Below are 22,214 nucleotides of genomic sequence, written 5' to 3'. Positions count from 1 at the left end.
CAGAACGTCAAAACAGCTTGACGCTCTTTCGTCTCTGATCCCAAATGTCCATGTCCTAAAAGCTATTTCACCGTCCGACGTTTCCGACAATCGAGTAGATCGGCACGATGATGGCGAATGCAATCGTACCCACGAGCGTACCGATAATCAGCAGGAGAATCGGTTCTAGAATAACCGGCAGTTTCTGTGCGGTCTCGCTCGCTTTTTTGTCGTAGATATCGGCCACTTTCAACATGATGTCCGCCAGCGCTCCGGATTTTTCACCGGTCACCACAAGCTGCTGCACAGACACGGGGAGCAGTTTCTGACTACCCTTGATAGCGGCAAAACTCTTCGAGAACGAGTCGCCGATCGTAATGTGATCGCGCAGTTTTTCGTAGAGTCTGCGGTACACAAGAATCGGCGTCACTTCGACCAGAGACTGCACGGCATCGACCACCGGCACACCCGCTTTCAGGAGTCCGCCGACAATCACACCAAAGCGCGCAATGGTTGCAGAGCGCAGCAGGGAGCCAATTCCGGGGATGCGGAACACCAGCCACTGCACCGGCACTTTCAGTACCGTGTACTTCGCCAGAACGACAAAGAGTCCCATACCGAGAATCGATCCGGGTGCGATGATGAGTCCGTATGCAGAGAACACGTCACTGAATTTGATCACCATACGGGTGATGAACGGCAGTTCCACATTGAGCGACGTCAGCACACCGATGAGGTTGGGGAGCACGAACATTCCGAGTCCCATCACAATCACAAACATGATGACCATGACGATGCTCGGATAGATCATTGCCATTTTCACTTTCTGCACGAGTTCATGATCCTTGGTTTCCTGTGCCGCGAGGTACTCCATGTTTTTGGCGAGGTTACCGGCCTCTTCACCTATGCGTACAAGAGCGATTGCATGCAAAGAGAACAAGTCTTCCGCGTCCATAGCACGCCATAGCGGTGTTCCGTTTTCGACCGTTTCGGTAATGCGGATAATGATTTTCCGGAAACCTTTGTTGCGCGTTTCCATGCCCAGTGTGCGCAGTGCATCAATGAGCGGCAGCCCCGCATTCAACATGGTGGCGAGATTTTCAATGAACTGCATGCGCTCTTTTCCCATGCCGAAGTGACCGACCGATGCGATGAATTTCTGGAATCCATTCGACTGCTGCGGCCCGACACGCTTGGCGTGCGGTACGGGGGGAGGCACATCTTTTGCAGGCTCCTCTTTTTTACCCGCCTCTTTGTTTTCCTGTTCTTCTTTCATCTCTTTTTCTGTCTGCCTGGCAATGCGGGTTGCCGCTTCTTTGGCATCCTGTGCTTCTTTTTTCAGCTGTGCAGCAGAGATGATTTTCCCTTTCACCGGAGCCGCATCTGCCTGTGGGGATGGCGCCTGTTCCGTTCCACCCGCAAACGCTTCCAGAGCAGTCTTCGGGCGGATACCCAAATCCGGTGGGGGCGGCGCATCCGGATCGTCGGTTGCGGTCCCGACCACGCTGTCTGAGCGCTTCTGCTCGACATGCTTCAAAAATTGATCATCTTTGAGTTCCTCCTGTGTCAGCTTTTCTTCTTGTGCCGCTGGGGCCAATACAGCAGGCAACAGTGCATCCTCCTCTTTTGGCGCGCGAGCGAACATCGACCACAAGCTCTTTTTGGGGGTGGTGATAGTTGCCGTGGGGCCGGTTTTCACAACCTTCTGCATGAATCCTTCCTCTTCCATCAGCGCCTCTTTGGTTGCAGCCACCTGATCGTCCGTCATTTTTTCCTCTTTCTTTGCAACGACCAGAGATCCTTTCGGCTTCGATTCTTTTTCTTTTCCCTTAAGCGCATGCGGATGCGGTTTTGCTTTGGCGTGATGTACGGGCTTTGCTGCTGTTCTTTTTGCAGCCACTTCATGCGGCTGTACCTTTTTCTTTTTTGCGAACAAAAACGGCGCCATTTTGCGGAGCATGCCGACAAGATTGACGGAGCCCGGATGCATGCCGGCGGGGGCGGCAGACTTAGTCTGCTTTGTTTTCTTTAACATGCGGGGCAGGAGCAGAAGGAGGACTTGCGACGCGAAGCAGTTCTTCGAGCGTGGTGGCGCCCGCAAGCATTTTGTCGAATCCGTCTTCAAAGAGTGAACGCATACCTTTACTGCGGGCAACCTTTTCAATCTCCGCACTGGAACAGCGCTTCACAATCAGTTCCTCTACCTCGGGTGTGATGATGAGCAATTCATAAATACCGATACGTCCGGAGTAGCCGATGCCGCCGCACGCCTCACATCCCTTCCCTTTATAGAGCAGGGTGGACTTCTTCTTTTCGAAGAACTTGGATGCATTCGGAAAAAGTTTCGAGATGTCGCTCTGCGAAACAGAGTAACTATAGCGACAGTTCGGGCAGATGCGGCGTACGAGACGCTGGGCAATCACGACTTCGAGAGTGGATGCCAGAAGGAACGGCTCGACGCCCATTTCCAGCAGACGGGGAACAGATGTCACCGCGTCGTTTGCGTGGAGTGTACTAAAGAGAAGGTGACCGGTGAGCGCAGCGTTCACAGCGATTGATGCGGTTTCACCATCGCGGATTTCTCCCACGAGAATAATATTCGGGTCCTGACGCATCAGAGCGCGGAGACCGTTTGCGAATGTGAGGTTTGTTTCGGTATTCACCTGAATGTGGTTGATGCCCGGCACTTTGTATTCAACCGGATCTTCAATGGTGGAAATGTTCACGTCCGGGTGATTGCGGAGCTTCAGGAGCGCGTAGAGCGTGGTAGATTTTCCTGATCCTGTGGGTCCTGTCGTGAGGATCATACCGAACGGTTTGTGGCTGGCTTTCTCCAGCACAGCACGGTGCTCTTCCGAGAAACCGAGGTCTGCGAGAGTGAGGGAGCGCACGTACTCGGAGAGAAGGCGCAGCACAATCTTTTCACCGTCGACAATCGGCACAATAGAGACGCGGATGTCCATGGTGTTGCCGTTACCGGTGTCGTAACGGATGGCACCATCCTGCGCCATGAAGTGTTCGTCGATGTGCATGTTCGCCGCAATCTTCATGCGGTTCACCACACCTTCGTAGTATTCCTTCGGAATGCGACCCGCTTCGTGCAGCACGCCGTCCACGCGGAAGCGCACAACGACAATTTTGTCCTGCGGTTCGAAGTGAATGTCGGATGCGCGAAGACCGATGGCATCGTTGAAAATTTCTTCGAGAATTTCCGGAGCGACTTTTTTGTTGGCATCGATAATCTGCTGGAAGCGTGTCGCCAAGGGCTTTCTGTACTGTACGAAAAACGCTTCGAGACCTTTGCGCGCGGTGTACGCGAATTCAATTTTTCCTGTGTACTTTTTGCGCTCTTCGACCTTCTGTTTGGAGAAAGAAAAATGCGCAGCCGCTTTGCGTGAGGTTGTTTTTTTATCAGTACTCTCCTTGTCCGGAAAAATCGCGATTGTCTGACCGAAGTTCAGACGTACCGCTTCTTCCAGAAATTTGTTTGTCGGGTCAGATGTTGCAACCACAATTTTGTCCTTCTCATTTTTGATGACAATCGCGCTGTAGTTGCGGCCGATATCTTCCGGCAACAGGTCCACCAGTTCCGGCAACGGCGGGTTTGTGGAGAGATCGTAGTAGGACAAGTGGTAGTACTCCGCGACCGCACTTTCGTAAATATTCTGACTGAGGAGATCGAGCTCTGTCAGCGCATCTTTCAGCGTCATGCTGTGCGCTTTTGCATGCGTCTCCGCACGCTTCACATCCTCTGCAGACAGGTAGCTTAAATCCAGAAGAAGTTTCCCGAGTTCTGCATCTGTGAGAGCCATGATGGGTGCGGGTTATTGGTTATTGGAAATTGGTGATTGGGTTTTTTAGAGGATGGACTTTACGACTTTTACAATGTCAGCGAGCGGGACGTTGGATTTCACGAGATACTGTTTCGCTCCGTATTCTTCCGCTTTCTTGCGGTCTTCATCCTGTCCCAGGTTACTCAGCACAATCACCATTGTTTTGGATTTTTTCTGTTTGAGATTTTCGAGAATCGTAAAGCCGTCGAGCCCGGGCAAAATCAGGTCGAGCAGAATGAGATCGTACTTTCCGGTTGATGCTTCTTTCAAACCCTCTTCACCGGTCGATGCAACGTGCGTGTCGTATCCCTCGTGCATCATTTTCAATTCGAGCGCATGTGCAAGAGGCCTCTCATCTTCCACAATGAGAATTTTCTTCTTTGCCTTGGTGGTGGATGTTGGTTTTTCTTTTGGCATGAGGCTGCGAAATATTTCTCTTCAGTATAGCAAAAAAGCCTCATTTCCGCAATGGGGCATGGGAGATGGGGGGGGAGCATCGGTAATTGACATACTATTCATATGTATTATTATACTAATACATCAGAGCACATCGTTCTGATTGATCCTTTCTTTGGAGAATGGCATGCGCTTTATGCAGATTGTAGGCATCCTTGTCAGTTCCGCCGTTATGTTATCCGGTTCAACCCTTTTGGGCATCAGCGGACACGCTGGGAACCCTGTTGGCGACTCGTGGTGGGCATGGATAGTGATGGTGGCTGGATTGGTTTCTGCGGCATATTTTGCGGGTTTATTTTCAACAGAAAAGCCCCGGAAAAAGTACCGCCAGAAATAACAGCACAGGTGAGGAAGAAAGAACCCAGGCCTCGAAAGGGGCCATTTTTATAGTGACCGTCTTCCCGCCAGCGCCTCTCTCAGTGTGACCTGATCCGCAAATTCAATATCCGCCCCCATGGGGAGCCCATGCGCGAGGCGCGTGATGCTCGGGACAATGGTTTTCAACTGTTCGCGCAAATAGGTTGCAGTCGCTTCACCTTCAATATCCGGGTCCGTCGCGATGATAATTTCGCGGATGCCCCCTGCTCTTGCGCGCTCAATCAGCTCACGGATTTTCAACTGTTCCGGGCCCATGCCATCGATAGGCGAGAGCACGCCATGCAGCACATGGTAGGCGCCTTTGTACTGCGTCTTTTCAAACGCCACCACTTCGAGCGGCTCTTCCACCACCAGAATCATGCTCTTGTCACGACCCAGATCTTCGCAGATTACACACCGTTCATTCGTCGTCACCATCTGACACTCGCGGCAAAAACGCAGCTGCTGCTTCAATTCAATCAGTGCCTTTCCGAGCGACTCCGGATTGGCGCGGGAACTTCTGAGAAGATGAAACACCAGTCTCTCCGCCGACTTCGCACCGACGCCCGGAAGCTTCTGGAACTCTTCAATCGTGCGGGTGATTTGGGGCGGGAGCAAAGACATGAGAAGAGAATAGGGCGAAGGGAAGGGGAAGAGCCAGAGAAAATATCCTCAAATTTCCTCCCCCTTCTTCAATCTCTTTTTGATATCTCTTTCTTTAATCACTTTCCGCTTATCAATCGTCTTCCGTCCTTTACCGATTCCAATCACCACTTTGATGTATTTTCCTGCTTTCACTTCCAAAGGAATAACGCTGATTCCTTTCTGGCTGAGGAGTGTCTGCAATTTTTCCGCCTCCGCTTTTTTCAGGAGCAACGGCTTGTCCCGCCCGATCGGCAGGATTTCTGTGGCTGCTGCAAACGGATATGGCGAGATTTTGCACTGCTTGAGCGCAGGTTTGTCATGTAAAAACGAGACATAGGCGCCACTTAAGTCGATATGCCCCAAACGGCAGGATTTCACTTCCGGACCGGTCAACACCAGCCCAGCCTCAATGGTTTCGACTATGTCGTAGTCAAAACGTGCCCGGCGGTTACTTGCGACTGTTTTCATAGGGGAAATTGCAGAATGGCAGTGTAGGGGAGTTTCTGTGCGTGAAACAGTGTACAAAATAGTTGACAAATTGCCAAAAACCCATAGAATTACCTCGTCAGTCATCGTTCTTGGCGGTGAACTCCTGTCCTCCCGAAGAGAATAGAAGCTCATCGCCAGCGAACAGCCCTTAGTGGCCTCACGACTGGCGTAGAATATTATCGGGCTCCTCTCCATGAGTGAGTCCGATTTTTTTTACATTGGCCACACTACCCGTAAGATCACCTCCCCAAACAACAGCGAGATGACTGTGCCCACGACCAGGAACGGCCCGAAGGCGATATGCTGTGTGCGGGAGATGGACCCGAGTCCGAGTAAGACGGAAACAAGAAGGGCGCCGACAATGTATGCACCCATTAACATCACCACTACGTATTGCCAGGGGCCAAGCAGGAGCCCGAGTGCGATGCCGAGGAGAATATCACCGCTGCCAACCCAGTGGCCGCGGCTGAGGGCCCACTGCAGCCCGAAAAACGCGAACGCAAGAAGGGCGCCGGTCCAGACAACATCACCGAGAAAGACGTGATAGAGAAGCGCGCTCAATCCGAGGACGGCTGTCAGGAGATCGGGGATAAGCTGCGTGCGGGCATCGACAATGCCGATGAGGAGCATGGACCAGAGTGCAAGCGCAAGAAAGAGTGCAGGCAGCAGCGCATACGATGTGAGCATGCCGGCAACCACAAAGAGCGCACCACCGAGTAATTCAATGAGTGTGTATTCCCAGGGAATCTGTGCTTTGCACTGATAGCACTTGCCGCGCAGTGCACAAAAACTGATGACCGGCACCAGTTCCCACGGCGTGAGAATGCGATGACAACTCATGCAGTGCGACCGCCCTCCCATACTTTTTTCCGAGGTGACGCGATCCATCAGCACGTTCCCGAAACTTCCAAACACCAGACCGAGAATGGCCAGGAGCGGGATGGCGACAATGGGATCCAGGAAGATGGCGGACATGCCGCTCAGTGTACCTCCTCTGCAATCTTTTTTGCACGCAATGCAGTCTCTATCAGTTTGGCATTCCTCGCGCCTTCCTCATTCACATCATTGTTCTGTTCTGATGGGGCGTCCACTGGAATCAACGCTGCAACAACCCTGCTGCCGACGCCGTATACGCCATAGAGCACAAGCGCGACTGCCATACCGAAGGCGGCACCGGCAATATTGCGGACGAAAGGCAGACGGTAGAGTTTTGTGAGGATGTGCATGTTTCGTATCAGTATAGCAGAATTGGTTATGGGTTACCAGTTATGGGTTATGGGGAACAATGAGAAAGATGTGCGCGGATTCCAAAGTTTTCGACTATGATTCTGTTATGCGCATTCTTGTAAGCGGCACATTCGACGATCTCCATCCCGGCCACCTCTTCCTTTTGACAGAGGCATCCAAGAGAGGGGATTTGTACGTGATTGTTGCGCGCGATAGCAATGTGTTGAAAATAAAAGGCCGTGCGCCGTTACAAACCGAAGATGCCCGCAAGGACGCGATTGCAAACGCATTCCCTGCGGCGCATGTCATTCTGGGAGACGGTGAGGATTTTCTGAAGCCGGTTCGCGAGATCCATCCGGATCTGATTCTCCTGGGCTATGATCAGAAGCTGCCACCCGGCATCACCGACGATGATCTTCCGTATGCCGTAGAGCGCTTGCCAGGCTTCGACCCCCACATTCACAAAAGCAGTATCAGGCGTAAACACATCAAGAAATAAAGGGGGAATTCCAAAACCCCATAACCCATAACCAATCACCCATAACCCTTTAACGCGTCGTGCTCAGATCAATCACATAAATACGCTTATCGTCCATCACATACAAATGCGCCTCATCGTTATCAACATACAGATCCTGCAGCGTGCCGACCTGCTCACCTTCCACCACATACTGCTTCACGTACGATGACTCACCCGTCGGACCACCATCACTGAGAACAATCACGCGGGCGTGGGTCGGGTCCAGCAGATAGAAGTTGCGGTCTGCCACCTTGAAGAGCTTGGTCGCGTCTTTCAGGAGATCTGCAGGAGCCTGGCGGATGACAAACGGCTGGGTCTCGCCGCGGAAGAGTTTCAGGAGCGTGCCACCCTGGTTCAGCACGTACACACTGCCGTCGATGGTCATGTCGAGGGAGCTCTGCAGATTGCCGTTCACATTATATTCAACAGGCGGGCCGTAGCGGTTGTTGAGGCGCTCATACTTGTAGATCTGGTTGTTGTCGGGGGAGAGGATGTACAGGAAGCGGAGGTAGGCAGAGATGGCGCGGCCGGTGACCCACCCCTTTGGATCATCGGTTTTCATGGTAATAGCCTGGCCGTTCTGTACTTCTGTCACAGCGTTGCCGCTGACAAGGAACACTTCGGACTGGAAGCGGGAGAAAGATGCGCCGTCGATGACGGGAGCGTCATCGGAAATTCTGTGCGGGTCTTCGACGGAGTTCAGGAGAACGCGGTATGCATTCTGCTTGTCGAAGGCGACGAATTCACCGTCTGCAATGCCGATCAGGCCGGTTGCCTGAATACTCGGCACATCAGTGGAGAGGTTTGCAACCAGGCGCGGGGAAATGCGGACGATGTTATTGATCTCCTCTTTTTTGCTGCGGATACGCTCCAGAAGATTGAATGCTTCCTGACGGAAGAGACCGGACTGGTTGTCCATGACCTGCTTTGCATGTTCGGCAGCATTGTCGAGGATGGCGTTTGCTGCATCCGCATCGCCAATAATGTGACGGTTATCCGCTGTCTGGATTTCTGTGTTGATCTGCGTGACGAGTGCCTCGAGGTCGGCTCTGGTCTTGCTGCGCTGGCTGTTGGTAAAGAGGTGCACCACAGCCCAAATGACCAGGAGCATCACGAGAGCACTGGCGATCAGAAGGAGATGGGCGCGTTTGCGACGCTTCGGATGATGCAGATCGGCCATCAGTTCCGTAAAGCGGTCTTTCACAGTCCCGACCCATTTCATGGAACCGATCGTGGAAAGGAAGGAGAGTGACGACGTACCGCCTTTCGCTACTTTTTTGCTGACCTTATCCATCGCTTCTTTGGACGGCAGATGGGAGCGCACCGTTTCTACCGACGGAATAGAGGAGCGGATCGTTGCGAATGACGGGAGGAAGGATACGATTTTTTCGAGGACCGTCTGCTGCTGCCCCCTGCGGGAGCGCGGGACAGACCGTGTCTCTTCTCTGCCACGAAGCGGTTCGTCGATGAATGCCTTGCCGCCGCTCGGTGCAAAATCGAGGGTGGCGAGTGCCGCATGTTCACTGTCTGTTTCAAGTGCACGCTCCAGCATTTCCAGAACGGTGTCGCGGTTTGCTGCAAGCTTTGCAAGTTGTGCCGGCGTGAGTGACCGGAGCAAGCGCTGGGTTGAAAAGACCAGCATATCGTTTGGCTCAATAGCACCGCTTGCGATGTGCACGAATGCGGGTGTCGGCTTGCCGCCGCTGTATTCCGTAATCTGGCTCGCAATCCCTTTGCGGATGAGATACCCCTCCGCACGCCCCGCATGGGAAATGTGGAGCACATCGTTACGATCCATAATTGCGATAATCATGTGAACGTCCTGGACCGCCCCCGAGAGAAGCATGCCTTTCAGGAGACCATTCATTTCTTTGAGTGCACTATCCAGACGCTCTGCGGCATCGCCCTCCGCTTCCAACACTGCATGCTGCACAATCAGTTCACATTCGTGAACAATCGTGCGGGCACTATCGTCTTTCCCGAGCACTTCCATCAGCAAACACACCTGCTCTTTCTGCATGCTTTCAAAAGGCAGAGACACAAGTGTCATGTCGCGCTGAGCCCGTGTGTGTCCGGTTCGGACGGAGATGTCCATACGGTAGGACAGGGTAGCGTGGATAGTGGGTGACGTCACGTTGATTTGTATGTGTTTTGATTTGCTTTTGAAGGAAGGGTTGTAGGTTGTACATAAGGAGCGATACAGGGAGCAGGGCTGATGGAATTTCTTTTTGAAAAGTTTCTGCAACCTACTGATCTCCTTCCTACTTTCTAACAGGAACAAAAAATCTTGATAAAAAAACATTGATCTTAAGCCAAAAACTCGATGCTGCAACAAGAGTGAGCTTGCTTTCCCGTCAAGGGGAGTGTACGCTGAAAGCAGTTCATTTCTATTTTCAATACCAACGTTTTATGAAAACGGTGAAAGATTGGTTGCAGCGATACAATGCTGCGACTCCGGGCGCGACCAACACTGATCGTCCCAAAAACGGACAGCAGCCTACCCAGCAGGGGGCTACTGGCCCTCAGAAGAATGCCGCTGGAACACCACAGGCAGGAGCTCGCGCTCCGCAACATAATCGTCACGGCCAGCGTGGACCGCGCCCGCAACAGGGTCAGCGCCCCGCTCAGCGTGAACAGACACAGGGTGCAGTGCAACCCGTAATGCAGGTCGACGGTAAGCGCGGCGGACTCAAGCTCTATCCTCTCGGAGGATTCGAGCAGGTCGGACGCAACTGTTTCGTCCTCGAAGTCGATGGAGACATCTTTATTATCGACCTGGGACTTCAGTTCCCGGATGACGATATGCTCGGTATCGACTATCTCATTCCGGACATCACGTGCCTCAAGGGACGCGAAAACCGGATCAAGGCTGTGCTCTTTACACACGGTCACCTTGACCACATCGGTGCAGTGCAGCATCTCCTTCCGCAACTCCACTTCCCACCCATGTACGGCACAAAGCTGACGATGGCGTTTGTGAAGAAGCGTCTTGATGAAGAAAACATTACAAGCAAAGCCAACTCCAACGTCGTGCCCTACGGACAGAAGGTTGTGTTTGGCAAAGTGCAAGTTGAATTCCTGCGCGTCACGCATTCCATTCCGGATTCCGCAGCCATTGCGGTACACACACCGTACGGAACCATCCTGCACACGGGAGACTTCAAATTCGACTTAACGCCGATGAACGAACCGCCTGCAGACTTCCAGAGACTCTCCGAGCTCGGGCAGAAAGGTGTGCTCGCGATCATTGCAGACTCCACGAATGCCACCAAGCCGGGTAACTCAAAGAGTGAAAGCGAAATTGCGGATACCATCCGGAACCTCATTGCAGGTGCCGAAGGAAGAGTGATCATTTCCACCTTCAGTAGCCTCCTCAACCGCGTGCAGCAGGTGATTGATGTTGCCAAGGAAACGAATCGCAAGATTTATCTTTCCGGCCGCAGCATGGAAACCAACGTCGAAATCGCGATGAATCTCGGATACCTGAAAGCGCCGCGCGGACTCGTCCGCAAAGCGAGCCCGGGCATGGAGAAGCTGCGCGACGACGAAGTCATTATCATCACCACGGGAAGCCAGGGTGAAGAAATGGCCGGCCTCGCCCGCATGGGACTCGGGACGCACAGAGCAGTCAACGTGAAGAAAGGCGACACGGTGATCCTCAGCTCCAATCCGATTGTGGGAAACGAGCGCGCTGTCGCGAAGGTCGTAAACAATCTGTACCTCAAGGGTGCAGTCGTGAAGACCAACAGCGAATTTGCACTCCACACCACCGGTCACGGCTACCAGAACGACATCCTCCTGATGCACCGCCTGGTCCGCGCCCGTCACGTGATTCCTGAACACGGCGAACCGCACATGCGCGCTGCGCACGCGGACCTCGCACGCAAGATCGGCTACCCGGACAACCAGATCCACTTGCTCACCAACGGCGAAATCCTCGAATTTGAAACCGGGGGAGCGCTCCGGAAGAGCAAGCAGAAAGCCCCGTTCCGCGATGTGATTATCGACGGACGCGGTGCTGCCGGCGAAGGCCAGAAAGTTCTCACAGACCGCAAGGTCATGAGCGGCGCCGGTGCGATCATTGTGCTCTTCAAAGTCTATGCCGAAAGCAAGAGACTCGTCGGCGACCCCGATGTGATTACCCGCGGTCTGATCTACGGATCGGAACAAACGGAAATCATGAGCGAAGTGATTGCCGCTGCAAAGAAAGCCTACGAAGAAGAACTCGGACGAGGCACTACCGACCGCAAAGAATTCAAACGTGCGGTGACGGGAGCCTTATACCGGTACTTCGACCGCAAGCTCGATCGCGAACCGATGGTTATCCCTCTCTTTGTAGAGGTCTAAAGAATACGCTCATGCAAAAGAAGAGAGGCGGGTTATCCTGCCTCTTTTTTGTAAGACCCTTTCCTAAAACCACAGTCTCATTTACTGTATCCGGCCCATGAACGGACTTCTCCGCATTTATGATCTGGACGGCACTCTTACAGACTCAAACGAGTCGCACGTCCGTGCTACCAAATTGGCTTTTGAAGAATTTGCCCTCCCTTTCCCCAAAGACTTCGGTGAGCTGAATGGCCAGGGCGTCCGTTTGCGGGACCTTTTGAAAGACATGAATCTCCCGCAGGAGGATATCGATGAATTCCGGCGGATCCGTGACACGCACCACATTGAGTGGCTGCAGGAAAATGCAGAGTGGCTAGAATCAGCCGAGGAGATTCTTGCAAGACAGCGCAAGGCCCGCGAAAAGATTGCCATTGTCACGAATTCCACAGACGGCTTTGTAGATGCAGCCAACGTCAGACTGGGCGTTCGCAACAAGACTGATCTGATTATTACAACCACCACGCCCGGTATTGAAAAAGGGAAGCCCGATCCGGCTGGACTCCTGATGGTTGCCCGGCTGTTTGGTGTACAACCCGAACAGTGCCTGTTCATCGGCGATCAGGGGTTTGACGTGATGGCTGCACAAAGAGCAAAGATGAAAAGCTGCCTGGTCCGTGGCCCGCATACGCATTACTCAGGAGAGCCTGCGGATTACGAAATCACACATATCAGCGATGTACTGAAGACAATCAATTAACGGGCACTCAGCACACGATCAATCCGCCCTTTCACGGTCCACCCATCAAACGGACTCCAGCCGCAAAGGCTATGCAGCTTTTTCGCATCGATGGTCCACTCTGCTTCCGGGTTGATGACGACAATATCCGCCGTATGCTCTTTCGCGATGCTCTGTTTTCCGAGCTTGAAAATGCGATTCGGGTTCTCAAAACAAAGACGGACAATATCGTTGATGCTGAGCTTCGGACACGCTGCGTTCTGCTCTCCCGGATTCGGCCAGTGTTTCGCAGCAACGGAAAGGAGGAGGGGGATCATGGTTTCGACACCCGGCACTCCGGATGGCGCTTTGAGCGGTTCGCCTGCCTGCTTTTCTTCGAGTGTATGCGGGGCATGATCGGTCGAGATACAGTCGACAATGCCGTCGATGATTCCCTGCCAGAGCGCGAAGCGGTGCTTTTGGGAGCGCAGAGGCGGATTCATTTTGCCAAGCGTTCCCAGACGTTCGTAGTCGTCTGTCGTGAGGAAGAGATGATGCGGGGCAACTTCGCAGGTCACGTTGATGCCTTCGAGTTTCGCATCACGCACAGCATTGATGCCGCCTTCAGTCGAGAGATGAGCGATATGCAGCCGCGTGTCGTGATCCTGTGCGAGTTCAATCGCGCGTTCAATGGCGATGACTTCGCTTTGCGCCGGGCGAACCAGAGAGTGCGCAGCAATGTTTGTACGTGTGTTCTGGAGAGCGGCCTGCGCATTGGTGGCGGGATCTTCGCAATGTGCAACGAGCGTCAGGTCATGTGCGGCACAGGCAGCAAAGACTCCGTCGAGGAGTGCATCGGCAATTTTCTGATCTCCGGTGGAATGGTCGAGGTAGATTTTCACACCCGCAAGACGGTTGCGCAGTCTGATGGATTCTTCTGCGCTGGAACTCATCAGTTCGATGAGTGTTGCCAGGTGTGCATCTTCCGTGATGCCGAAGAAAAAATGCAGATCGCAGTCTTTAATCTCTGCGGCACGGCGGATTTTATCCGCAAGCGCAGCAGCGGTATTGGTCGGGGGAATGGTATTCGGCATTTCACACACCGTGGTGACACCACCTGCGACTGCAGAGGCGGCTTCCGTTTTCATGGTTGCTTTGTGTTCCAGTCCCGGCTCGCGGAAATGGACGTGGCAATCAATGAAGCCGGGCGTGAGGATTTTCCCGGTTACGTCGATAGTTTCGTCGGCGTCTTCAATGTAGCGGGCGATCTCCAATACTTTCCCGTGTTCGATCAGCACATCGTCTTTTGATTCAATGCCATCGCTGATGATGGTGCCGCCGTGGAGGAGGGTGCGCGTCATTGGTTTAATAGTAGCAGAAAGACACTATTCTGTGTCCAAGGGAATCACCGAATGCGATTGCCGGCAGATCTGGTGCAGCTGCCCGGCCATGTACGATAGATGTGCCTCTGTAAGACCCGGATGAATCCCGACCCAGAATGTGTCGCGCATAATGCGGTCGGCGGTTTCTAGCGTGTCTGCAACGCGATACTGGACATGTTGATACGCGGGCTGATGGATGATGTTTCCGGCAAAGAGCGGGCGCGTGGCAATCAGTGATTTTTCGAGAGCGGCGGTCACACGAACGCGATCGAGACGGGCAGGGTCGCGAACGGTGAGCGGGAACCCAAACCAGCTGGGCTCTGCGCCATCGAGCGGAGTTGGAAGAATAAAGAATTCTTCGAGATCCTGGATTTTTTCGCGGAGCGAGATGGCGTTCTGTTTTCGTTTCTCTACAAATGATGGCAGCTTCTGCATTTGGGCAAGGCCGATGGCCGCCTGCATATCGGTCATCCGGAGGTTATAGCCAATGTGGCTGTAGGTGTACTTGTGATCATATCCTTCCGGCAGATGCTTCCACTGCCAGCCAAAGCGCATGCCGCAGGTATTTTCTTTGCCCGGCTTGCACCAGCAGTCGCGGCCCCAATCGCGCACGGACTCCACAATTTTTTTGAGGAGCGGATCATCCGTAAACACAGCGCCACCTTCGCCTGTTGTCATGTGGTGCGCAGGATAAAAGCTGACGGTCGATAGATGCCCGAATGATCCGGTCTTTTTGCCTTTGTACAGACTGCCGAGTGCGTCACAGTTGTCTTCAATCAGCCAGAGGTGATGCTTTTCCGTCAGCGCAACGAGTGCGTCGAGATCGGCAGGATTACCGAGGGTGTGTGCGAAAATGACAGCTTTTGTCCGCGGTGTGATGGCACGCTCGATAGCGCCGACGTCGATGTTGCAGCTGGGGAAAGCACTGTCCACAAACACAGGAATCAGTCCGTTCTGCACAATCGGATTTACAGTGGTGGGGAAGCAGGCCGCTGCAGTGATGACCTCATCTCCGGGCTGTACACGTCGATCGCGCAGGAGCGGGGACATCAGGGCTGTAATAGCGAGGAGATTGGCGGATGATCCGGAATTGGTGAGCATCGCATGCTTCACGCCGATGTACTGTGCGAGTGCGGCTTCCAGACGATCTGTCTGCTCACCGGTGACCAGTGCGAAATCGAGTGCAATGTTTGTGAGAGCAGATATTTCTTGTGCATCAAATATCGTTTCTGCGATACGGATAAGGTCTACGCCCGGCCGGAATGTCTGCGCCGGCCATCGTTCTACACTGTACCGTTCCACCAGCTGGAGAATCTCTGACCTGAGCGATTCATGTGTCATACGGCACAGAAAGAAACAAGGTAGTCACCGTACAATGTCCCAATTCGTTCGGCAATTGTTTAGCGCGAGAGAAGTTCACTGAATGTTCTGCGGCGACGGATAAAATAGGCCCAGACGATGCTGCGGGGGAAAAGTGGTGCGTAGCGTTTTGCCCGCGGGCGATGGATGACGGTCTGCGGTACGTGAATGAGGAATGAGAAAAATGCGCGGCAGACAGCCCACGCGGCGGCAATGTGTCCAGTGCAGAGATAATAGACAATCGTCACCCACTCCAGGCAGAGGCGCGGAAGGAGAACTGTGATGAGTTGTAACGGGGAACTTAGCGAGAGGATGGTGAGTAGATTGTTGCGGTGATACGTAGAGAGGCGCTGTGGAGCATACGAACGCAGAGGTGCCCCTTTGTGCCGCACGACAGATGATGGAACGGATACAATCCGATAGCCATCATTGCGCCAACGCCAGCACAGATCCACTTCATGGAAATGCACAAACGGACCGTGCTTGTCCCATAATGCTCTGCGAAACATCATGCATGCGCCACTGGTCCAGTGAATGTCACAGAGCGTGTCATACTGACCCCTGTCTTTCTCCACAGTATGGATGATGCGTCCGCGCGTGAACGGGTAGCCAAACCGGTCGAGATATCCTCCAGAGCTGCCGTTGTAATCAAAAAATGCAGGATCGCGCAGCGAGCGGAATTTGGGCTGGCAGGCTGCAACCTGCGGATCTTCCATGGCTGCCAGTAATGCCTCCAGCCATCCTTCTGTCACCTCTGTATCATCGTCCAGTATCACAACAAATGGACGATCTGCCTGACTGATTGCTGCGTTGAATCCTCCTGTCACTCCGTAGTTTTCCGGAAAGCGAACACACCGGATGGTATCACCGAATTCTTTGCTAAACAAAGCAGCGCCATTGATGTCGGACCCGTTGTCGCAGACGACAATCTCCGCAGCAGTCGGTGTGCAGTGCAGCAATGACTGGATCGTTGCGCGCGTATCGTCATATCCATTCCAGTACAGAATGATGATGGAAACCTGCGATGCGTCTATGGACTTAGTCATGGGTCTGCAGAGAAGGTGTGATGAGCGCGGCAATCCAGTGCACGAGCATAAGGGCCGCAAGCAGTATCCACAAAAATTCCGCCACCTTCACATGGCGACTCATGTAGATGGCTGAATCTGACATGACGAGAATCATCATCAGGACAAAGTTGAGCGCAACTGCGGTCACCATCAGCGGGATGGGCGGGAATGATGGCATGTAAACGCGACGGAGCAGTAGTGCGATGATGGCAGTCACCCCCGGAAGCAATCCCCACAGATACGGCGTATTCACAAGCGGCATCAGTGTTGCATACAGCATTCTGTCATCCATCAGCATCCACCATACACTCAGGCCGAAGACGAGTGCGGCCAATCGAACAGATCTACGAGTGAGAAGCGATCCCATGAGTCCTTCCAGCATCAGAAAAACAACAAGAAGGACGATAGACGGAACGACCGTAAAGGCAGCGACCATTTTACTGAGCGGCAGACGGATCATGCGGGTCGGGTGTTGGAGATAGAAATGTGCAATACGTACACCGTCTGCATACTCCTCCATCCCATCAGTGTTATACGCGCTCTGCGGATCTGTTTCCCATTCCGGATGCCACTCTCCATCAATCGCTGTGTATTCGTTATGCGCATCGAATAATCCCTGATTGTGGGATTCCGTCGAAAAGATGACAAATGTGTGTGAGCGGACGCTGGCGTAGATCGACCAAGGCAAGACGGTAATGAGTGCAATGCTGACGATGAGCAGCATGTCGCGGATGTAGTGAGCATAGTGCCGCGGGTGGCGCCACCAGATCAGGAAAAACAAAAGAAATGGCAGCAGAATGAGCGATAATTTTGTGAGCAGACACAAACCGAGTAAGGCTCCGAGCAGCGCCGCGCGACCGGCACCCGGGCGCCTCTCGTACCATACACCGCCTAGCACACACAGAAAGAGCACAGCGATTGCGAGTGACTCGACCAAAATCACATCGGCAAATCGTACCGTTGCGGCGACGGATGGCGCACCGGCAAGAAGGCCTGCGATCATTCCCTTTTTCTTCCACCAGAGGGAACCGAGTAAGGGCAATCCTCCCGCTACAAGTGTCAAAAGCAGTAGCTGGATACTCTTGGCAATGAGCGGATGCACACCTGCGACTGCATAGATCACCCCCAGGAAAACAGTGTAGAGCGGCATGCGAAACGTATTCATTGATCCATCTCCGCGTCCATCAACCGTAAAGCGCCTCTTCTGATCCAGATATGTCGCATTACTCATCCCCGTATCAGCCGCATTCCATTCCATGCTCCCGAATTGATACGTCTCAAACGGCTCCACGCCGCCAAACGTATTTACGCCATGACCATACGCAAAATTCACCGCCATCGACTGATATTCCCAGGTGTCACCACCAAAGTAAGCGGTATTTTTCTGGGAAAGCTGTGACTGAAAGCAGGCAAAATAGACGACCGCGAGTGGCAGAATAAGCACAACCGGAAAAGCAGGCGACGATATGCTGATGATGCGCGTCAAAAAAGCGGGCACCACCGCATGGTATCAGCGACTTAGTCCGCTCCCAACAGAAGCGAAAGGAGCGCCATGCGGACCGGCACACCGTTTCTTGCCTGGCGGAAGTATGCGGCAGTCGGAAGCGCATCGACATCTGTGGCAATCTCTCCGACTCGGGGAAGCGGGTGCATGACGGTCACATTTTTCCCTGTGAGCTGATTGGCGGTGAGCACGTACTTCAGCTTGAGCGATTCATATTCGTCGATGTTCTCGAAGCGCTCTTTCTGGACGCGGGTCATGTAGAGAATGTCTGCATCGAGACCGGCTGCCAGATCGGTTGTTTCGATGTAGGCGATTCCCTTTTCCTTCAGGTAGCTTGTCACTTTTTCTGGCATCGGGAGCTGCTCGGGCGCAATGAAGGTGAAGCGGATATCGTTGTAGAGGCCAAGCAGATAGCAAAGGGAATGAACGGTGCGTCCGTAGAGGAGATCACCGACCATCGCGACATGCAGGCCATCGACCGTGCCGCGCTCTTTCTGGATGGTGTAGAGATCGAGCAGTGCCTGTGTCGGGTGCTGACCGGGGCCATCTCCTGCATTGATGAACGGCACCAGACTCGCGGCAGCCGCTTTGTCCGCAGATCCCTGTTCCGGGTGGCGCATGGCAATAATATCGCTGTAGCCGCTGGCCATCATGATCGTGTCTTCAATCGTCTCGCCTTTGTACATCGAGGAGAACTGTAAACCGTCCGCCGTAATGACGTTCCCACCCAGACGCAGCATGGCGGATTCGAAGCTCAGGCGCGTGCGTGTGGACGGCTCGTAAAAGAGTGAGGCGAGAATTTTTCCTTTCAGACGATCATCTCCGCCTTTCAAGAGTACACTGTCCATCTCCGCCGCCATCTTCAAAATCAGATCCGCATCGGCTCTTGCGAGCTGTTTAGTGGATGTGAGGTGCTGGAAGGGCAGTGGCATTAGCGGCAGCTTATAGGTTATAGGTGATAGGTTTCAAGGTTTCATTTAAAAACAGCAATCCAGCTAAAAGACCCAAGGGGTGCCCTTTGGGCCTAGAAGCTAGAAGCTATAACCTATACCCTAGCCCCATGTCCCAAAAGCAAATCGCATCCTCGACGCTCTGGCAGGTCGCCAGCCAGGTCACCATGGCCGCATTGTCGATAGTGACCGTGAAGCTGATTGCGATCGGACTCACAAAAGAACTGGCCGGTGCCTATAACACCGCCTACGGCTTCCTGCAGATTTTCGGCATCCTCGCGGATTTCGGATTGTATGCAGTTGCCGTGAGAGAGGTGAGCAAGGTGAGCGGGAAAGAACGCGAGAAAGTATTTGGCGTGTTGCTCACGCTTCGCATTCTGATTTTGTGTCTCTCGCTCGGCACCGCATTGATCGTTGCCTGGCTGATTCCTGCATGGCGCGGCACACCGCTGCCGCTCGGTATTACGATCGCAGCCTTTGTGCCATTCTTCACACTGCTTGCCGGCATTGTCCGTACGGTGTTCCAGGTGCAGTACCGCATGCACTACGTGTTCATTGCGGAAGTGTCGCAGCGCATTCTGACCGTCGGGCTGACGGCGGTGATTGTCGCAATGGGCCTCAGGCAAAGTACCGATCCGTTTTATTACCATCTCTTCCTCCTCTTTGGCGGCATCGGGGCAATGCTGCTCTTTGTCTTCTCGGTGATCTTTGGTGGCCGGCTGCTCCGCATTCGTCCGCAGTGGGACAGTGTGATGATCAGGCGGGCCTTTCTCCAGGCTCTTCCCTACGGTCTGGCATTCCTGTGCACCGCTCTCTACCGCCAGTCCGATGTCACGCTGATCGGCATTCTGCGTCCGGACTTTGCACTGCAAAACGCCTATTACGGATTCGTGCAGCGCGCGATGGACATGGCGTATCTGTTCCCGACTTTCCTGCTGAATTCCACCCTGCCGATTCTGAGTGAGCGATCTGAAAAAGGAGAGGACACGCGGGAGCTGCTCGGCAAAACTTTCCACATTATCCTGCTGCTCGGCACCACACTCTTTCTGTTTGCCTTCTTCTGGTCACGTCCGCTCATGCAGCTTCTCACGACAGATCAGTACCTGTCGACCGTGATGCAGCCGGGGTCTGATACAGCACTTCACCTCCTTGCATTCTCGATGTTCTTCAATGGCATTCTGCTCTTTGCGTTCTACAGCCTCCTCACCAAACATCACTGGAAGCCGCTCGTGCTCACACTGTTTCTTGGGTCCATTGTATCCATCACTTCCAACATCCTGCTCATCCCGACGTACGGATTTGTCGGCGCATGTATGACATCGATTCTGACGCACGTTGTCCTCGCGATCTTCCTGCTGCCGCAAAGCATCCGCAGCATGCCGTTTACGTACGGCAGCACGTATATCTTCCAGTGGATGCTGTACACGGCACTGATGGGTTCGGTGCTGATGTTGATGACGCCGTTTTTGACCTCGAGCATACTGACCGCTATCGGCATTGTGGTGGCGGGCGGCGTGATGCTTGTGATTGCCTGGGGAACCGGCATTGTGAAGAGTGTGCGCGGTTAATGGTTGATGATCCCGTCGAGCGCTTCCTCTGCTTTTTTCATTGCTGCCCGGAGCCCATACGCCGACCGCAGCGCCGTCATGTTTTCCCGCATGCGGGCCTTGTCTGTTTCAGCGAGGCCAGTGATGCGATCAAGGTCGTGCTTCAGCGTTTTATAGCCGCCGAGGATGATGCTGTTTTCGCTATCCGTAAAAATATATTCCGGCCCGCCGTGCGGATGGAGAACCGGGATGCAGCCGCAGAAAGCCGCTTCAAGCGGGAGCAGGCCGAGGCCTTCGGCGAAGGAATAGTCGACCAGAAATTCCGTACTGCTGAAGAGATGCGCCAGCCCTCTGCGGTCGGACGGACCGACGACTGTGCCGAGGTTATCGGGAATATCGAATGCAAGCGTATCCCATCCAAAGAAGAACAGGGTGAAGCCGCGCTCTTTCAGAAGGAGCGCGAATTCCAGCGCCTGGCTCGCGCCTTTTTCCGGAATGCCATTCAGGCCGATCGCAATGCTTTTCGGCATGCGGGACGCGTCCCGCGGATAGAAAACGAGCGGATCGGGACCGGCGCGCAGGGGGGTGATTTCCGCGTGCGGATTGATGAGTGCGGCATACTCTTCCAGTGCCTCAGAAACACAGAGGAAATGCGGGAGGGACTGATAGTGACGGAATGTCTGGATAGTGCGCCCGCTGCGGAACGCCACTTCCATTCCCTGCAGCAGGATTGCCTCGGGGCAGGAATAGTTCTGCGCCACACGTCGGGCCAAATCCAGCGACGATTCATCGGATGCAAGAACACAGCCAATAGATGAGACGGTCTGCCCCATCAGCGTGTCATCGGCCCAGGCCTCAAGTCCGAACGTACGCAGGCTTCCGGGAACAGGATTGGTGACTGCAAGGACTGCCACCTTTTTTCCGGCTGCCATGAGAGACGACACAAGCGTCGCACCCATCCAGATGCCGCCGTAGCGCAAATCTGTTGTGGGCAGGATCAGCAATACATCGAGATCCTGAGACGGTGCCGGTTGTCTGTTGCGAAGAGTAGGTGACGCGTGCAGTTCGAACTGCTGCACTAGTGCGTCGTGTGTTGTGCCCCAGCGCTTCCTGAATAGCTTCTGCGCGTTCTGCCGGATGTCATCGACTGTTGCGACTGTCTCAAATGACGCGCCACCGATGTGATGCACAAGGAGGTTATCAACGACGACGGAGCGGAATCCTGTGGCAAGCATGCGGTAGTGCAGATCGGAGTCTTCACCGTAGCCATCTGTAAAGAGCGGATCAAAAAGCGGGAGATTATTCTGGAGGAGTTTGGCGCGATCGACAGCCATGCAAAACCCGATGGCGGTGCAGTCATCCGGGTACGCAGGTGACCCTGCCGCGAGCGAACGGTCTGCGTCGAGCCAGGTTTCACCCGGGAAAAGAGCGATGGTGTGGTTTGCTGCATTCGTCGATAGCGGTGTTGCGAGCGCAACGGTGGGATCACGTCCAAAAGGAGCCAGCATGCGTTCCAGCCACCCGGGCGGGAGTAAAACATCGGTATTCAGCACAATGCAGTACGGCGCCGTGGCTTTTGCGAAGAGATCGTTGCAGTTTGCCCCAAATCCCAGCGTGTGGGGGCGGGAGATCAGCGTGATCGGAAGTGCGGAATTCTCCACCAAACGGGCCATTTCCCGCTTCGAAAAGCTGTCGCTGCCGTCATCTCCTATAAGAATGCGCCCCAGATGCGCAGGGTCCGTGTTCTTTTCCAGGCTCAAAAGAAGGTCCCTGAGCAGATTCGGGTGGTTATACGCCGGAATAAGGAGATCGCAGAGCATGGATGTTCATGGTACACAGCTCTCCGCCTTTCGGAAGG

At 53.8% G+C, this 22,214-nt stretch carries 18 protein-coding genes; 4 read left to right on the top strand and 14 right to left on the bottom strand.

What is annotated here, in order from left to right:
* Positions 1-67 precede the first annotated feature (67 nt).
* The 7 genes from K8942_00160 to K8942_00130 all read right to left on the bottom strand — a co-directional run bounded on the left by K8942_00160 (position 68) and on the right by K8942_00130 (position 6,985).
* Positions 68-2,014: a type II secretion system F family protein gene (locus K8942_00160; protein ID UPA22617.1), complete on the bottom strand. Its 1,947-nt coding sequence runs from the start codon at positions 2,012-2,014 to the stop codon at positions 68-70.
* Positions 1,989-3,542 (bottom strand): GspE/PulE family protein, encoded by a 1,554-nt coding sequence (locus tag K8942_00155; GenBank protein ID UPA23132.1) that lies wholly within the window; start codon positions 3,540-3,542, stop codon positions 1,989-1,991. Before K8942_00155 ends, K8942_00160 begins: the two co-directional genes overlap by 26 nt.
* Positions 3,543-3,836: 294 nt before the next feature.
* Complete coding sequence (locus K8942_00150; protein ID UPA22616.1) at positions 3,837-4,229, bottom strand: response regulator; 393 nt, start codon at positions 4,227-4,229, stop codon at positions 3,837-3,839.
* Positions 4,230-4,652: 423 nt separating this feature from the next.
* Complete coding sequence (recR, locus tag K8942_00145) at positions 4,653-5,249, bottom strand: recombination mediator RecR (GenBank protein ID UPA22615.1); 597 nt, start codon at positions 5,247-5,249, stop codon at positions 4,653-4,655.
* Between the two features lie 48 nt (positions 5,250-5,297).
* Positions 5,298-5,738 carry an SsrA-binding protein SmpB gene (gene smpB, locus K8942_00140; protein UPA22614.1) on the bottom strand — a complete coding sequence of 147 codons (441 nt, stop codon included), beginning with the start codon at positions 5,736-5,738 and terminating at the stop codon, positions 5,298-5,300.
* A 234-nt stretch (positions 5,739-5,972) separates the two neighbouring features.
* Positions 5,973-6,734: a prepilin peptidase gene (locus tag K8942_00135; GenBank protein UPA22613.1), complete on the bottom strand. Its 762-nt coding sequence runs from the start codon at positions 6,732-6,734 to the stop codon at positions 5,973-5,975.
* 5 nt (positions 6,735-6,739) lie between these two features.
* Positions 6,740-6,985: a hypothetical protein gene (locus K8942_00130; protein ID UPA22612.1), complete on the bottom strand. Its 246-nt coding sequence runs from the start codon at positions 6,983-6,985 to the stop codon at positions 6,740-6,742.
* Positions 6,986-7,092: 107 nt separating this feature from the next.
* Between K8942_00130 and K8942_00125 the strand changes: the two genes are divergently transcribed.
* Complete coding sequence (locus tag K8942_00125) at positions 7,093-7,485, top strand: adenylyltransferase/cytidyltransferase family protein (protein ID UPA22611.1); 393 nt, start codon at positions 7,093-7,095, stop codon at positions 7,483-7,485.
* A 49-nt stretch (positions 7,486-7,534) separates the two neighbouring features.
* Here the strand turns inward: K8942_00125 and K8942_00120 are convergent, their stop codons facing one another.
* Entirely contained in the window at positions 7,535-9,601 is a 2,067-nt protein-coding gene (locus K8942_00120; protein UPA22610.1) for a hypothetical protein, read from the bottom strand.
* Positions 9,602-9,915: 314 nt separating this feature from the next.
* On the opposite strand from K8942_00120, the gene K8942_00115 reads away from it, so the two are divergent.
* Together K8942_00115 and K8942_00110 are read left to right on the top strand one after the other, a co-directional pair.
* Positions 9,916-11,853 carry a ribonuclease J gene (locus tag K8942_00115; GenBank protein ID UPA22609.1) on the top strand — a complete coding sequence of 646 codons (1,938 nt, stop codon included), beginning with the start codon at positions 9,916-9,918 and terminating at the stop codon, positions 11,851-11,853.
* Between the two features lie 97 nt (positions 11,854-11,950).
* Positions 11,951-12,589, top strand: coding sequence for an HAD family phosphatase (locus K8942_00110; protein ID UPA22608.1), 639 nt, complete (start codon positions 11,951-11,953; stop codon positions 12,587-12,589).
* On the opposite strand, the gene K8942_00105 is transcribed toward K8942_00110, so the two are convergent.
* Genes K8942_00105 through pyrB form a run of 5 tightly spaced genes read right to left on the bottom strand, consistent with a single transcriptional unit; the run spans position 12,586 to position 18,791 of the window.
* Positions 12,586-13,908: a dihydroorotase family protein gene (locus K8942_00105; protein ID UPA22607.1), complete on the bottom strand. Its 1,323-nt coding sequence runs from the start codon at positions 13,906-13,908 to the stop codon at positions 12,586-12,588. The two genes, K8942_00110 and K8942_00105, sit on opposite strands and share 4 nt — an antisense overlap.
* Positions 13,909-13,932: 24 nt before the next feature.
* Entirely contained in the window at positions 13,933-15,270 is a 1,338-nt protein-coding gene (rfbH, locus tag K8942_00100; protein UPA22606.1) for a lipopolysaccharide biosynthesis protein RfbH, read from the bottom strand.
* Between the two features lie 59 nt (positions 15,271-15,329).
* Complete coding sequence (locus K8942_00095) at positions 15,330-16,334, bottom strand: glycosyltransferase family 2 protein (GenBank protein ID UPA22605.1); 1,005 nt, start codon at positions 16,332-16,334, stop codon at positions 15,330-15,332.
* Positions 16,327-17,853: a hypothetical protein gene (locus K8942_00090; protein UPA22604.1), complete on the bottom strand. Its 1,527-nt coding sequence runs from the start codon at positions 17,851-17,853 to the stop codon at positions 16,327-16,329. The genes K8942_00095 and K8942_00090 overlap by 8 nt, the downstream gene beginning before the upstream one ends.
* Before the next feature lie 20 nt (positions 17,854-17,873).
* Positions 17,874-18,791, bottom strand: a complete 918-nt coding sequence (gene pyrB / locus K8942_00085) for an aspartate carbamoyltransferase (protein UPA22603.1) — start codon at positions 18,789-18,791, stop codon at positions 17,874-17,876.
* Between the two features lie 128 nt (positions 18,792-18,919).
* On the opposite strand from pyrB, the gene K8942_00080 reads away from it, so the two are divergent.
* On the top strand, positions 18,920-20,377 hold the full coding sequence (locus K8942_00080) for an oligosaccharide flippase family protein (protein UPA22602.1): 1,458 nt from the start codon (positions 18,920-18,922) through the stop codon (positions 20,375-20,377).
* Here K8942_00080 and K8942_00075 read toward each other — a convergent pair.
* Positions 20,374-22,176: a glycosyltransferase gene (locus K8942_00075; protein ID UPA22601.1), complete on the bottom strand. Its 1,803-nt coding sequence runs from the start codon at positions 22,174-22,176 to the stop codon at positions 20,374-20,376. The two genes, K8942_00080 and K8942_00075, sit on opposite strands and share 4 nt — an antisense overlap.
* Between the last annotated feature and the right edge of the window lie 38 nt (positions 22,177-22,214).

The organism is Candidatus Peribacteria bacterium (genome assembly GCA_023038255.1).
Taxonomy (GTDB): domain Bacteria; phylum Patescibacteriota; class Gracilibacteria; order Peribacterales; family Peribacteraceae; genus CALREJ01.
Note: the sequence above shows the minus strand (reverse complement) of the source record. Positions and strands in the feature narration are given on the sequence as shown.